11 protein-coding genes are annotated in these 12,558 nt (G+C 68.6%); 9 read left to right on the plus strand and 2 right to left on the minus strand.

Annotated elements, in window-relative coordinates:
- The first annotated feature begins 13 nt into the window (after positions 1–13).
- The 7 genes from yccS to GNX71_RS26890 all read left to right on the plus strand — a co-directional run bounded on the left by yccS (position 14) and on the right by GNX71_RS26890 (position 9,108).
- The gene (gene yccS, locus GNX71_RS26860; protein ID WP_206175239.1) at positions 14–2,224 is read left to right on the plus strand and encodes a YccS family putative transporter; all 2,211 of its coding nucleotides are present in this window, start codon (positions 14–16) and stop codon (positions 2,222–2,224) included.
- Positions 2,225–2,300: 76 nt separating this feature from the next.
- Positions 2,301–2,666 (plus strand): hypothetical protein, encoded by a 366-nt coding sequence (locus tag GNX71_RS26865; RefSeq protein ID WP_241027061.1) that lies wholly within the window; start codon positions 2,301–2,303, stop codon positions 2,664–2,666.
- A gap of 154 nt (positions 2,667–2,820) precedes the next feature.
- Positions 2,821–3,519: a Bax inhibitor-1/YccA family protein gene (locus GNX71_RS26870; RefSeq protein ID WP_206175240.1), complete on the plus strand. Its 699-nt coding sequence runs from the start codon at positions 2,821–2,823 to the stop codon at positions 3,517–3,519.
- 21 nt (positions 3,520–3,540) lie between these two features.
- Positions 3,541–4,086 (plus strand): Rrf2 family transcriptional regulator, encoded by a 546-nt coding sequence (locus GNX71_RS26875; RefSeq protein ID WP_206175241.1) that lies wholly within the window; start codon positions 3,541–3,543, stop codon positions 4,084–4,086.
- Between the two features lie 277 nt (positions 4,087–4,363).
- Positions 4,364–5,509 carry an efflux RND transporter periplasmic adaptor subunit gene (locus GNX71_RS26880; RefSeq protein WP_206175242.1) on the plus strand — a complete coding sequence of 382 codons (1,146 nt, stop codon included), beginning with the start codon at positions 4,364–4,366 and terminating at the stop codon, positions 5,507–5,509.
- Between the two features lie 18 nt (positions 5,510–5,527).
- Complete coding sequence (locus GNX71_RS26885) at positions 5,528–8,656, plus strand: efflux RND transporter permease subunit (RefSeq protein ID WP_277401869.1); 3,129 nt, start codon at positions 5,528–5,530, stop codon at positions 8,654–8,656.
- Between the two features lie 101 nt (positions 8,657–8,757).
- On the plus strand, positions 8,758–9,108 hold the full coding sequence (locus GNX71_RS26890) for a hypothetical protein (RefSeq protein WP_206175243.1): 351 nt from the start codon (positions 8,758–8,760) through the stop codon (positions 9,106–9,108).
- Between the two features lie 4 nt (positions 9,109–9,112).
- Here the strand turns inward: GNX71_RS26890 and GNX71_RS26895 are convergent, their stop codons facing one another.
- Positions 9,113–10,015: a DMT family transporter gene (locus tag GNX71_RS26895; RefSeq protein ID WP_206175244.1), complete on the minus strand. Its 903-nt coding sequence runs from the start codon at positions 10,013–10,015 to the stop codon at positions 9,113–9,115.
- Positions 10,016–10,126: 111 nt separating this feature from the next.
- Here GNX71_RS26895 and GNX71_RS26900 point away from each other — a divergent pair, with 111 nt between their 5' ends.
- Complete coding sequence (locus tag GNX71_RS26900; RefSeq protein ID WP_206175245.1) at positions 10,127–10,570, plus strand: Lrp/AsnC family transcriptional regulator; 444 nt, start codon at positions 10,127–10,129, stop codon at positions 10,568–10,570.
- A gap of 4 nt (positions 10,571–10,574) precedes the next feature.
- Here GNX71_RS26900 and GNX71_RS26905 read toward each other — a convergent pair whose 3' ends face one another.
- Entirely contained in the window at positions 10,575–11,201 is a 627-nt protein-coding gene (locus tag GNX71_RS26905; protein WP_206175246.1) for a TetR/AcrR family transcriptional regulator, read from the minus strand.
- Positions 11,202–11,334: 133 nt separating this feature from the next.
- Here GNX71_RS26905 and GNX71_RS26910 point away from each other — a divergent pair, with 133 nt between their 5' ends.
- Positions 11,335–12,552, plus strand: a complete 1,218-nt coding sequence (locus GNX71_RS26910) for an ABA4-like family protein (RefSeq protein WP_206175247.1) — start codon at positions 11,335–11,337, stop codon at positions 12,550–12,552.
- The last annotated feature ends 6 nt before the right edge of the window (positions 12,553–12,558 follow it).

Here is a 12,558-nt window from a genome sequence, read left to right on the forward strand (position 1 = left end):
CAAGATTGCGGCCATGCTCCCCCTGTCTCCCGATTCGCTGCGCCAGCGCCTGCGTTCCTTTGCCTCCCGCGCGCAGCCGCTGCGCATTCTTCTCACGCTCGGCAGCCTGATGGCGGTGTGCGGCTACACCGGCCACCCCGATGCAGTGATCCCGCTGTTCCTCGGCGCCATCGCGAGCGCGCTCGCCGAGACCGACGACAGCTGGCGCGGCCGCTTTCGCGCGCAGCTCGTCACGCTCGCGTGCTTCGCGGTGGTGTCGTTCTCGGTGGAGGCGCTGTTCGGCCGACCGGTGCTCTTCATCGCGGGCCTGGCCTTCGCGGCCTTCTGGCTCACGATGCTGGGCGCGGTGGAGGCGCGCTACAAGGCCATTGCCTATGCCACGCTGATCCTCGCGATGTACGCGACGCTGGGCATCGAGAACCAGGCGACGCACGGCCATGACGGCGGACGCGAGCCGTTGCTGCTGCTGGCAGGCGCCGCCTGGTACGGCGTGTTCTCGGTACTGTGGTGCGCGGCCTTTCCGGCGCAGCCGGTGCAGGCGCGGCTGGTCACGCTCTTCACCGTGCTCGGCAACTTCGTGCGCTTCAAGGCATCGCTGTTCGAGCCGCTGCGGGGCATCGACATCGAACAGAAGCGCCTGTCGCTCGCGCAGCTCAACGCCGAGGTGGTGACCGAGCTGAATGCCGCGAAGGAAAGCATCTTCCGCCGCATCGGCGCGCGGGCGCCGACCGGCCGCATCTCGCGCTACCGCGGGCTCTACCTGATCGCGCAGGACGTGCACGAGCGCGCGAGCTCCTCGCACGACGACTACAACGCGCTGGCCGACGCCTTCTTCCACAGCGACCTTTTGTACCGCTGCCAGCGCGTGCTCGGGCTGCAGGGGCTGGCCTGCCGGCGGCTGGCCGTCTCGATCGCGCGACGCGAGCCTTTCGAGGTGGGCGAGGAAACCGTGCAGGCGCTGGCCGACCTGCGCGGCGCCATCGAACACGAGCGGGCGCGTGCGACCACACCGGAGCGGCTCACGCTTCTGGCCTCGGTGGAAGCGCTCGCGCGCAACCTCGCGCAGCTCGACGGACAACTCGCCGGGGCGAGCCAGCCGTCGGCCCGCGCCGGCCGGACCGAGATGGGCCTCTTCAACCGCTCTCCGCGTTCGTGGCGCGATGCGGTGGAGCGCGTGCGGCGGCAACTCACGCCGCGCTCGCCGCTGTTTCGCCATGCGCTGCGGCTGGCCCTCGCGCTGGTCGCGGGCTACGGCGTGATGCACCTGATCCATCCCGCACAGGGCTACTGGATCCTGCTGACCACGCTGTTCGTCTGCCAGCAGACCTTTGGCGACACCGTCTCGCGCATGGGCCAGCGCATCGCCGGCACGGCCCTGGGCGTGGTGACCGGCTGGGCGCTGCTGCAGCTCTTTCCGCAGCCGCTGGTGCAGTCGGTGATCGCGGTGGTGGCCGGGGTGCTGTTCTTCGCCACGCGCGCCACGCGCTACCTGCTCGCCACGGCCGCGATGACGCTGCTGGTGCTGATGTGCTTCAACCAGGTGGGCGACAGCGGCCTCCTGCTCGTGCCGCGGCTGGTCGACACCGCCATCGGCAGCGCCATCGCCGGCCTCGCGGTGCTGCTGGTGCTGCCGCACTGGCAGGCGCGGCGCATCAACGAGCTGGCGGCCACGGCGATGCGCAGCCATGCGGGGTACCTGCGCCGGATCGTCGAGCAGTACCGCACCGGTCCGCTCGACCATCTCGACTACCGCCTCGCGCGGCGCAACGACCACAACGCCGACGCGGCGCTTTCCACGGCGGTGTCGGACATGTTCCGCGAGCCGGGCTACGTGCGGCCGCGCGCGGGCATTGCGCTGCGCTTCCTGATCCGCTCGCACACGCTCCTGAGCTACCTGTCGGCGCTCGGCGCGCACCGCGCCGCGCTGCCCGATTCGCCGCACATGGCGGTGCTGCGCGATGCGGCCGAAGGCGCGGCGGCGGCGCTCGAATCACTGGCCGGCGGGCTGCAGGGCGGCGCGATCGCGGACGATCCCGCCGCCGAACCCGCCCTGCGCGCCGCCCTCGCGGCGGCCGTGGCGCCGGCGGGCGATGCCGGCGCGGCCGAACGCACCATCCACACCGAACTGGCACTGGTCTGGCTGCAGATCGACGCGCTGCGCGCCCATGCGCGCGAGTGGCTGCAGCCCGGGGACGAGGCGGCGCCTGCCACCCTGGAAACCTGAAACGTCCGACCGCCTGGCTGGGCGAAACAACCCGCCAGAAGGCCAGTCAGGTTGCGCCGGGTAAAATCGCCAGTTCATGTCACGCTGGTTCGCCGCTACTGTCCTCACCCTCATGTTGTCCTGCTACGGCCTTGCCGTGTTCGCGCAGGGCCTGATGGGTGCCGGGCATACCGCGCATGCGAGCGCCGACACGCAGGCCTGCGCAATGGCCGACATGTCGTTCTCCGATGCATTCGTGAGCGACGCCATGGACCTGGCGGACGAGCTCCCCTCCCATGACGAGGCGGGTTCCGAACACGTCGAATTGGTCGATGCCCGCCACCCCGTGGCGATGCCGCTTTTTCTCTCTGAACAGCCGCGCGGCCTCGCCCTGACGCCCGCGCTCTCGCCGCTCCTCGATCGGCCCAAGCGGCCACCCCGCGGCACCGCCCTGGTCGCCTAAGGCTCCGCCTCGACCCGGAGCCCTTGCGGCTCCCGCCTTTGTCGATCCGACCGGATCGCCGCATTCCGGCATCCGCTCGCATCGCGAACACACCGCTTCTCCCGTGCCACCACCGCGTCCCCGTTTCGTCGGGACGCCCGATCAAGGAATCAGAATGAACAACGGTCAACCCACCTACCACCCCGGCTTCGACGCACCGATCGCGTCGGCCCAGGAACGCAACCGCGTCCTTCGCAACACCTACTGGCTGCTCGCGCTGTCGATGGTGCCCACCGTGCTCGGCGCCTGGATCGGCGTCTCCACCGGCCTCGCACGCGCCATGTCGCCGGGCATCGGCCTCATGGTGTTCCTCGGCGGCGCCTTCGGCTTCATGTACGCCATCGAGAAGACCAAGAACTCGGCCGCCGGCGTGCCGGTGCTGCTGGCCTTCACCTTCTTCATGGGGCTGATGCTCTCGCGCCTCGTGGGCTCTGTGCTGGGCCTCTCGAACGGCGCGAACCTGGTGATGACGGCCTTCGCCGGCACCGGCGCGATCTTCCTGGGCATGGCCACGCTGTCGTCGGTCATCAAGCGCGACCTGTCGGCCATGGGCAAGTGGCTCTTCATCGGCGCCATCCTGCTGCTGGTGGCTGGCATCGCCAACTTCTTCATCCAGTCGAGCGCGCTGATGATGACGCTGGCCGTCGCCGCCATCGGCATCTTCTCGGCCTTCATCCTGCACGACCTCAAGCGCGTGAAGGACGGCCTGGAGACCAACTACATCTCCGCCACGCTGGGTGTCTACCTCAGCATCTACAACGTGTTCCAGGCACTGCTGGCCCTCTTGGGCATGGGCGGCGGCCGGGACGAGTAACGCTCAAGAAGGGAGCCTTCCATGCGCCTCACCACCAAGGGCCGCTTTGCGGTCACCGCGATGATCGACATCGCACTTCACGGCCGCTCGGGCCCGGTCACGCTGGCCTCGATCAGCCTGCGCCAGCGGGTCTCGCTGTCGTACCTGGAACTGCTGTTCGCCAAGCTGCGCCGCAACGACCTGGTCGAATCGACGCGCGGCCCGGGCGGCGGGTATTCGCTCAGCCGCAAGGCCGCGCTCATCAGCGTGGCCGACATCGTGCTCTCCATCGAGGACCACGGCAACGAGACCACGCGGCGCCGTGCCGGCGGGGATGCGGACGATACCGGCCGCTGCGAAGTCGACGATCTCTGGGCCTCGGTCAACCTGCGGGCGGTCGAGTTCCTGAAGTCGATCTCGCTGCAGAGCCTGGTCGACGAACAGAAGGCCAAGGGCGTGCAGGCCGCCACCAGCGTGGCCGGCAGCAAGCGGACCACCGTGATGGGCACCCCGACGCGCAAGCCGTTCGTCGTGGACGCGCCGAACTCGGTGTTCGCATTGGGCCGGCGCCAGCAGCGCGCCGGTTAGTTACAGTTCTGCCTCGCCGCGCCAGCGGCGAATCGGAAGTACCCCTAGCCAGACCGCCGGCCACCGCGCCGGCGCCCCGCCAACGATCCGGGCAGCCGCAAGGCTGTGCCAGCGTTGGCTTTTTTTCGTTTTGCTTGCCCCTACAGAAGCCGTGCCCATGCGCCGTATTGCGCCACAGCGCCCCAGGCAGAATGCACCATTAAGGTGCGAAATAGACGCGCAACCGGGGTTTTCCCGGGCTGCGCCGGACCGCCTCGCACCGCGATTCCAGACGTCCATGAACTCCAAGCTCCTGCTCTCCCTTTCCCTGCTTGCCTCGCTCGCGCTCACTGCCTGCGGCGGCAAGCCGGCCTCCACCGCCGACGATGCACCAGGCGAAGTCGGCGTGGTGACGCTGCACGCCGGCGACGTGCCGGTGCTCACCGAACTCGCCGGCCGCACCGCAGCCTTCCGCGTGTCGGAGGTGCGGCCGCAGGTCAACGGCATCGTGCGCAAGCGCCTCTTCGAGGAAGGCGGCATGGTCCGCGCGGGGCAGGTGCTCTACGAAATCGAGCCCGGCCCGTTCGAGGCCGCGCATGAACAGGCACAGGCCTCGCTGGCCACCGCGCAGGCGGGCATTGCGAGCCTGCGCAGCAAGGCCGAGCGCCATGGCGAACTCGTCAAGGCCAACGCGGTCAGCCGGCAGGAGCACGACGAGGCCCAGGCCGCGCTCGCGCAGGCCCAGGCAGGTGTGAAGGCCGCGCAGGCAGCAGTGAAGGCCGCGCGCATCAACCTCGAATTCACGCGCATCACCGCGCCCATCGCGGGGCGCATCGGGCGCTCGTCCATCACCGAAGGCGCGCTTGTCGCGCCGGGGCAGGCGGCGGCGCTGGCGACGATCCAGCGGCTCGACCCGATCTACGTCGACGTCATCCAGTCGAGCCTGGAGCTGACCAAGCTCAAGCGCCGCTTCATCTCGGGCGACATGGCGCCGGCCAGCACGCGCGTGAAGCTGCGCATGGAAGACGGCCTGCCGTATCCGCACGAAGGCACGCTGAAGTTCACCGAGGTCGGCGTCGATGCCGCGACCGGCTCGGTCACGCTGCGTGCGGAATTTCCGAACCCGCAAGGCCTGCTGCTGCCGGGCATGTACGTGCGCGCGCAGGTCGAGGCCGGCGTGGAGCGCCGCGCCATCCTCGCGCCCCAGCGCGGCGTGAGCCGCAACGAGAAGGGCGAACCCACCGCGCTCGTGGTCGGCGCGGGCGACAAGGTCGAGCTGCGGTCGCTCGAAGTGCGCGGCGCGGCGGGCGACCAGTGGATCGTGACCCAGGGCCTGCGCGAAGGCGACCGCATCGTGGTCGACGGGCTGCAGCGTGCGCGCCCCGGCGAGAAGGTCAAGCCGGTGCCGGTGTCCCTCGAGGCGGCCGCCGCCGCGGCCGAATAAGAAGACAAGCAGACAGTCGTGATCGCGAATTTCTTCATCCAGCGCCCGGTCTTCGCCTGGGTCATTGCCATCCTCATCATGCTGGCCGGCGGCGTGGCCATCCGCACGCTGCCGGTGTCGCAGTACCCGGACATCGCGCCGCCCACCGTCGTGGTCTCCGCCAACTACCCCGGCGCCTCGGCGCAGGCGCTGGAGAGCAGCGTCACGCAGGTCATCGAGCAGCAACTCAAGGGCATCGACGGCCTGATGTACTTCAAGTCGACCAGCAGTTCTGCCGGCTGGGCCGAGATCAGCGTGACCTTCCGCCAGGGCATCGATCCCGACACCGCCCAGATGCAGGTGCAGAACAAGGTCAGCCAGGCCACGAGCCGCCTGCCGCAGGCGGTGCAGCAGCAGGGCCTGACGGTCGCGAAGTCGCAGAACAACTTCCTCCTGATCGTGGCGCTCTACGACGAGACCGACCGCCGCACCGACACCGACATCGCCGACTGGATGGCCAGCAACCTGCGCGACCCGATCAGCCGTGTCGACGGCGTGGGCTCGGTGCAGGCCTTCGGCGCGGCGTATGCGATGCGCATCTGGCTCGACCCGCATCGGCTCGCGAGCTACCAGCTCATGCCCTCGGACGTCACCGCCGCCATCGCCGCGCAGAACACGCAGGTGTCGGTGGGCGAGATCGGCGCGCGGCCTTCGTCGGCGAAGCAGCAGCTCAATGCCACGGTCACGGCGCTCTCGCGGCTGCAGACGCCCGAACAATTCCGCGACATCGTGCTCAAGACGCAGGCCGACGGCGCCGTGGTGCGGCTGGGCGATGTGGCACGCGTGGAGATCGGCAGCGAGTCGTACACCGAAACCACGCGCCTGAACGGCCACCCGGCCGCGGGCTCGGCCGTGATGCTGGCGCCGGGCGCCAACGCGCTCACCACCGCGAATGCGGTGAAGGCGCGCATCGCCGAACTCGAAGCGTCGCTGCCTGCGGGCCTGCGCGTAGCGTATGCGGAAGACACGACGCGCTTCGTGAAGATCTCGATCAAGTCGGTCATCAAGACGCTGCTCGAAGCCATCGCGCTGGTGGTCGTCGTGATGTTCCTGTTCCTGCAGAACTGGCGCGCCACGGTGATCCCCGCGATCACGGTGCCGGTGGTGCTGCTGGGCACCTTCGGCGTGCTCGCCGCCTTCGGCTATTCGATCAACGTACTCACGCTGTTCGGCATGGTGCTGGCCATCGGCCTTCTGGTGGACGACGCCATCGTGGTGGTGGAGAACGTCGAGCGCGTGATGCATGAAGAAGGGCTTGACGCGAAAGCGGCCACCATCCAATCGATGGGCGAGATCACCGGCGCGCTGATCGGCATCGCGGTGGTGGTGTCGGCGGTGTTCCTGCCGATGACGTTTTTCGGCGGCTCGGTGGGCGTGATCTACCGGCAGTTCTCGGTGACGATCATCGCGTCGATGGTGCTTTCGGTGGTGGTGGCCATCGTGCTGATTCCCGCGCTGTGCGCGCGCTTCCTGAAGGCGGGCACGGCGCCGCGCACAAGAGGTTTCCTCGGTGCGTTCAACCGCCGCTTCGATGCGGCGCAGGGGCGCTACGTCGGGCTGCTGGGCCGCATGCTGCGCAAGCCCCTGCGCTTCACCGCCGTCTACCTCGCCATCGTGGCCGGCATGGGCGCGCTCTATCTGAGCCTGCCCGGCGGCTTCCTGCCTGAAGAAGACCAGGGCAGCGTGATGGTGCAGCTCACGCTGCCGGCGGGCGCCACGCAGGGCCGCACCGATGCCGTGAACCGCGCCGTCGAAAAGCACTTTCTCGAAACCGAGAAGGACACCACCGACACCATCTTCACGATCTCGGGCTGGAGTTACAGCGGCTCGGGGCAGAACCAGGGCATGGCCTTCGTCTCGCTCAAGGACTGGTCCGAGCGCAGCGGCGCGGACAAGCGCGCGCACGCCATCAGCGAACGCGCCGGCACCGCGCTCTCGGCGCAGCAGCGCGACGCCGAGGTCCACGGCATGGTGCCGCCGCCGATCGAAGGGCTGGGCGAATCCAACGGCTTCGAGTTCTGGCTGCAGGACACCTCCGGCATGGGATCGGCGCGCCTCGTGCAGGTGCGCGAACAACTCGTGCGCGACGCGAAGAAGGACACGCGCCTGCAGTCCGTGCGCGCCAACAGCATCGCCAACACGCCGCAGCTGCAGGTCGACATCGACCAGCTCAAGGCCTCGGCGCTGCGGCTCTCGCTGGACGACGTGAACACCACGCTGGGCGTGGCCTGGGGCGGCAGCTACGTCAACGACTTTATCGACCGCGGCCGCGTGAAGCGCGTGTACGTGCAGGCCGATGCGCCCTACCGCTCGGCACCGGAAGACATCCGCCAGTGGTCGGTGCGCGGTGCCACCGGCGCGATGACGCCGTTCTCGGCCTTCGCCACCACGCGCTGGGGCCAGGGCGCCTCGCAGCTGGAGCGCTACAACGGCCTGCCGGCCGTGCAGATCCAGGGCGCCGCCGCGCAGGGCACGAGCTCGGGCACGGCCATGGCGGCCATCGAGACCGTCGCGAAGAAGCAGAGCGGCACGGGCTACGCATGGAGCGGCCTCTCCTACCAGGAGCGCCTGTCGGGCGGGCAGGCGCCGCTCCTGTTCGCGCTGTCGATCCTCGTGGTGTTCCTGTGCCTGGCGGCGCTCTACGAGAGCTGGTCGGTGCCACTCTCAGTGATGCTGGTCATTCCGCTGGGCGTGCTCGGCGCGGTGATCGCGGCGGCGCTGCGCGGGCTGTCGAACGACATCTACTTCCAGGTCGGCCTGCTCGCCACCATCGGGCTGTCGGCCAAGAACGCGATCCTGATCATCGAGTTCGCGGAGGCGGCATTGCGGCGCGGGGTGCCGTTGCTCGAAGCGGTGGCCGAAGGCGCGCGCCTGCGGCTGCGGCCCATCCTGATGACCTCGCTGGCGTTCCTGGCCGGCGTGATTCCGCTGGCCCTCGCCACCGGTGCGGGCTCGGGCAGCCAGACGGCGATCGGCACCGGCGTGTTCGGCGGGGTGCTCGCTGCGACGGCGCTGGGGATCTTCTTCGTGCCGCTGTTCTATCTGCTGGTGAAGCGGGTGGCTGCGCGATGGGGTGGACGCAAGGCGACCCCGGCACACGCCGCATGACGCACGCTTTTTTTGCGCCTTTTTTACGCGCGACCCGATAGGCTGCCCGCTCCGGCTTCGCTTTCCGAAGCAATACGTAGCGCAGCCGTCGGAGCGTTGAAATGCAAGCAAGAAAAAGCCTCTGGTCCCGCTTTGCGGGATGGGCGAATGCGGCGCGGCAGCCGCAAGACATGACACTGGAATGGACCTGCTGCGGCACGCCCGGGCGCGACCCCACCGAGGCATACCTCGGCCGGGTCGACGGGTACGAACTCACGATCCATTCGTGCGTTCACTGCGGCGCGCTCTGGTTGCAAGTGCAGTCCGTGGCGACCACGGTGACGCGGTCCGAGCCCCTGGCCGGGGTGGATGCGGAAGCCTTTCTCGCGGCAGCCCCCGGCACCGAACGGCGCGCAATGATGCGGACCTGGCTGCAGCGGCATCTGCAACCGGCGAGGTCTCGCCTTCCGTGAGGCTTCAGCTCTTGCGAGCTGCGGGCGCCCGTCCCGACATGCCGGGCAGAGTCCATCCGAAAGTCATGCCCGCCGCCGCGATCAGGATGGTCGTCGCGCCGACAAGTTGCGCCAGCGTCAACCGCTGGCCGAAGGCCACGAAGTCGACCCCGATCGCCACCAGTGGATAGATGAACGACAGCGCGCCGGCCACCGTCGTCGGCAGCTTCTGGATCGCACCGTACAGCAGGATGAACACCAGCCCGGTGTAGATCACGCCCATCGTGAGGTGCACGCCCCAGGTACCCGCGTCGGTGGGCAACGCCCTGAGATTCGCGAACGGCGCGAGCATCGCGATGCCCACGCAGACCTGGATCAGCGCGATGAGGTGCGGCGCCATGTCGCCGAGCTTCTTCGCGACGATCGCGGCCACCGCGTAGCAGAAGGCGGCGCCCAATGCCATCAGCACTCCTGTGAGGTAGGCCGAGCCATCGGCGCCGCCGCCACCCTTGGCCTGCGCCACCAGCACGACGCCGGCGAAGGCGATGCAGAGCCAAGCCACCTTCATCGCAGTCAACCGTTCGGAGAACAGCAGCGCACCGAGCGCGACGAGCATGAAGGGTTGCGTGTTGTAGACCGCGGTGGCGATGGAGATCGATGCGCGCGAGAACGACGCGAAGATCAGCAGCCAGTTGACCACCAGCGCCACGCCGCCGAACGCCGCGAGCGCGAAGGTGCGCGGCGTGAGGCCGCGGCGCAGCACGCCCAGCGCGGCGCATGCGACGAGCAGCGTGGCCGCACCGAACACGCAGCGCCAGAACAGCACGTCGACCAGCGGCTGGTTGAAGCGCACCACGAACCAGCCGATGGTTCCGGAAATCACCATGGCGGCGCTCATTTCGAGCGCGCCGCGAAGCTTGGTTTGCATGGTGTCGAGCGTGCCAGCTTTGGCAACGGATGAAAATGCTTTTAAAAAGGCGATGGCATTCGATTGCCATCGAAAATTAGGCTCACCTCTCAAACCACCGGAGATCGCGCCATGCTGGACGACATCGACCAGGACATCCTGACCGCGCTCGGCGCCAACGCGCGCATGTCGCTCAAGGACCTCGCCCAGCAGGTGGGCCTGTCTTCGCCCAGCGTGGCCGAACGGCTTCGGCGGCTGGAAGAGCGTGACGTGATCCGCGCCTACACGCTGGCGTTGAACCCCAAGGCGCTCGGCTACCAGTTCCAGGCCATCGTGCGCATTCGCCCCCTGCCGGGGCAGCTGCAGGCGGTGCAGAAGCTGATCGAGAACACGCCGGAATTCTGCGAATGCGACAAGGTGACGGGCGAAGACTGCTTCATCGCGCGGCTCTTCCTTCAGTCGCTGGAGCAGCTCGACGGCATCCTGGACCGCATCGCGGCGAAGGCGGAGACGAACACCTCGATCGTGAAGGCGCACACCATCCCGCGGCGGCTGCCGCCGTTGCGGCCCGCCTAGCTTTTCAAGGCCAGAGCTGCCGCAGGATCTCGGGCAGCATGCCGTCGACGAATTCCCGCGTGCCTTCGGCGCCGGCCGGTGCGCCGAACTTCTCGTCGAGCGCGAGGTGCGCGAAGCCATGCACCGTGGACCAGGCCGCCAGCACGGTCGCCTGCGTCGCACGGTTCAGCGCTTTCTCCTGGCCCCATCCGGTGTAGTCGCGCACCGCCATCTCCAGTTCGGCGTAGGCCGCGTCACCGGCCGCTGCCAGCCGCGGGTCCTGCATCAGCCGGTCCTTGCGGAACATGAGCTGGAAGCGCCCGGGGTATGCCAGCGCGAAGTGGACGTAACCCAAACCCTGGCCGCGCAGCCGGCGCGCAGGGTCCTTGCCGCCGCTGGCCGTGCCGGCGCGCAGCGAGCGCGTGAGTTCCTCGTATCCCAGGATAGACACCTCGGTCAGCAGACCGGCGGCGCTGCCGAAGTGATGCAGCGGCGCCGCGGGCGACACGCCCGCGCGGCGTGCCACTTCGCGCAGCGTGAAGCCCTCGATGCCGCGCTCGGCGAGCAGGCCTTCGGTGGCTTCGATCAATGCCGCGCGCAAGTCGCCGTGGTGATAGGGCGCAGGTGCTTCCGCTTTTTTTCTTTCCGCCATGACTGCTGGGTTTCCAGATGGTTTCGATGGTCGAACTTTACACCGTTTAAATTTCGATGGATTTTTTATCTGAACAGTGTCAAGATAAAGCTGTCGCTTCCTTCTTTCACCTCTTCCACAAGCGAGGTCACCCATGTTCGATTCACTCTTCAGCGCAGGCGGCGCCGTCGCCTTTCCCGCCTGGGCCGCCCTCGGCGCGGCGCCGTGGCTGGGCCGCGCCAAGCCCGCCATCTGGGCACTCACAGGCATCGTCATTCCGGTCGGGCTCGGGCTGGTCTATTGGTGGTTGATGGCCACGTACTGGTCGTCGGCCGAGGGCGGCGGGTACGGCTCCATCTCCGCGGTGCATGCGTTGTTCCAGCATCCGGGCCTGCTCACCGCGGGGTGGTTCCACTACCTCGCCTTCGATCTCTTCGTGGGCACCTGGATCGCGCGCGAAGGCGAGCGCGCCGGCATTGCGCCTGTGCTGCTGATTCCCTGCTTCGCGCTCACCTTCATGTTCGGGCCGGTCGGGCTGCTGGCCTTTCTTGCGTTGCGGGTGGGACCGGCCTGTGTGCGTGCGGCGCGCGCGCTGCATGCGCGCCAGCCGCAGCTTGCGATGTACGGCGGCCTGTTGCTGGCAGTCATGGTGCCCGCGCTGGTTGCGAACTGGCTGGACCCGCGCACGCTGAACGGCGTCGGCGTGTGGGTCAAGCCGCTGAAGTTCATGGCTTCGGTGAGCCTCTTTGCGCTGACCATGGCCTGGCTGATCGGCGACCTGCCGCGCGAACGCCGCGACTCACGCGTGGTGCGCGCGATCGTCGCCGTCGTCATCGCCATGGGCACCTTCGAAATCGGCTACATCACGCTGCAGGGTGCGCTCGGGCAGGCCTCTCACTTCAACAACGACTCGATCTTCCATGCCGTCATGTACGCGTTGATGGGCGTGGGCGCGCTGTCGCTCAGCGCCACCACATTGCCGCTCGCATGGCAGTTCGCACGCCATGGCGACGCGCTGCCGCCGGCCTACCGGCTCGCGACGGTGATCGGCCTCGTGCTGACCTTCGTGGCCGGCGCGGGCGCAGGCATCGCGATCAGCCAGCACGAGGGCCCGACCTTCGGCGCGCTCGCGGGCGGCGCGGTGCTGCCCCTGGTCGGCTGGTCGGCCACCGGCGGCGACCTGCGGGTTCCGCATTTCCTGGGCGTGCATGCACAACAGGTGCTGCCGCTCGCCGGCGCGTTGATCGCGATGTGGCGCATTCCCTTCGGACGGGCGGCGGTCTGGCTGGTGACCGCGGGTTATGCGGCGGCGATCGTCTATGCGTTCAGGCTGGCATATATGGGCGTGCCGCTGCTGTCGCTCGCCAGTTGAGGGGCA

The sequence above is a fragment of the Variovorax sp. RKNM96 genome (genome assembly GCF_017161115.1).
Classification (GTDB): Bacteria; Pseudomonadota; Gammaproteobacteria; order Burkholderiales; family Burkholderiaceae_C; genus Variovorax.

Coding starts and splice junctions, on each gene's coding strand:
- yccS (WP_206175239.1), top strand. CDS start 14: ATGCTCCCCCTGTCTCCCGATTCGCTGCGCCAGCGCCTGCGTTCCTTT.
- GNX71_RS26865 (WP_241027061.1), top strand. CDS start 2,301: ATGTCACGCTGGTTCGCCGCTACTGTCCTCACCCTCATGTTGTCCTGC.
- GNX71_RS26870 (WP_206175240.1), top strand. CDS start 2,821: ATGAACAACGGTCAACCCACCTACCACCCCGGCTTCGACGCACCGATC.
- GNX71_RS26875 (WP_206175241.1), top strand. CDS start 3,541: ATGCGCCTCACCACCAAGGGCCGCTTTGCGGTCACCGCGATGATCGAC.
- GNX71_RS26880 (WP_206175242.1), top strand. CDS start 4,364: ATGAACTCCAAGCTCCTGCTCTCCCTTTCCCTGCTTGCCTCGCTCGCG.
- GNX71_RS26890 (WP_206175243.1), top strand. CDS start 8,758: ATGCAAGCAAGAAAAAGCCTCTGGTCCCGCTTTGCGGGATGGGCGAAT.
- GNX71_RS26895 (WP_206175244.1), bottom strand. CDS start 10,015: ATGCAAACCAAGCTTCGCGGCGCGCTCGAAATGAGCGCCGCCATGGTG.
- GNX71_RS26900 (WP_206175245.1), top strand. CDS start 10,127: ATGCTGGACGACATCGACCAGGACATCCTGACCGCGCTCGGCGCCAAC.
- GNX71_RS26905 (WP_206175246.1), bottom strand. CDS start 11,201: ATGGCGGAAAGAAAAAAAGCGGAAGCACCTGCGCCCTATCACCACGGC.
- GNX71_RS26910 (WP_206175247.1), top strand. CDS start 11,335: ATGTTCGATTCACTCTTCAGCGCAGGCGGCGCCGTCGCCTTTCCCGCC.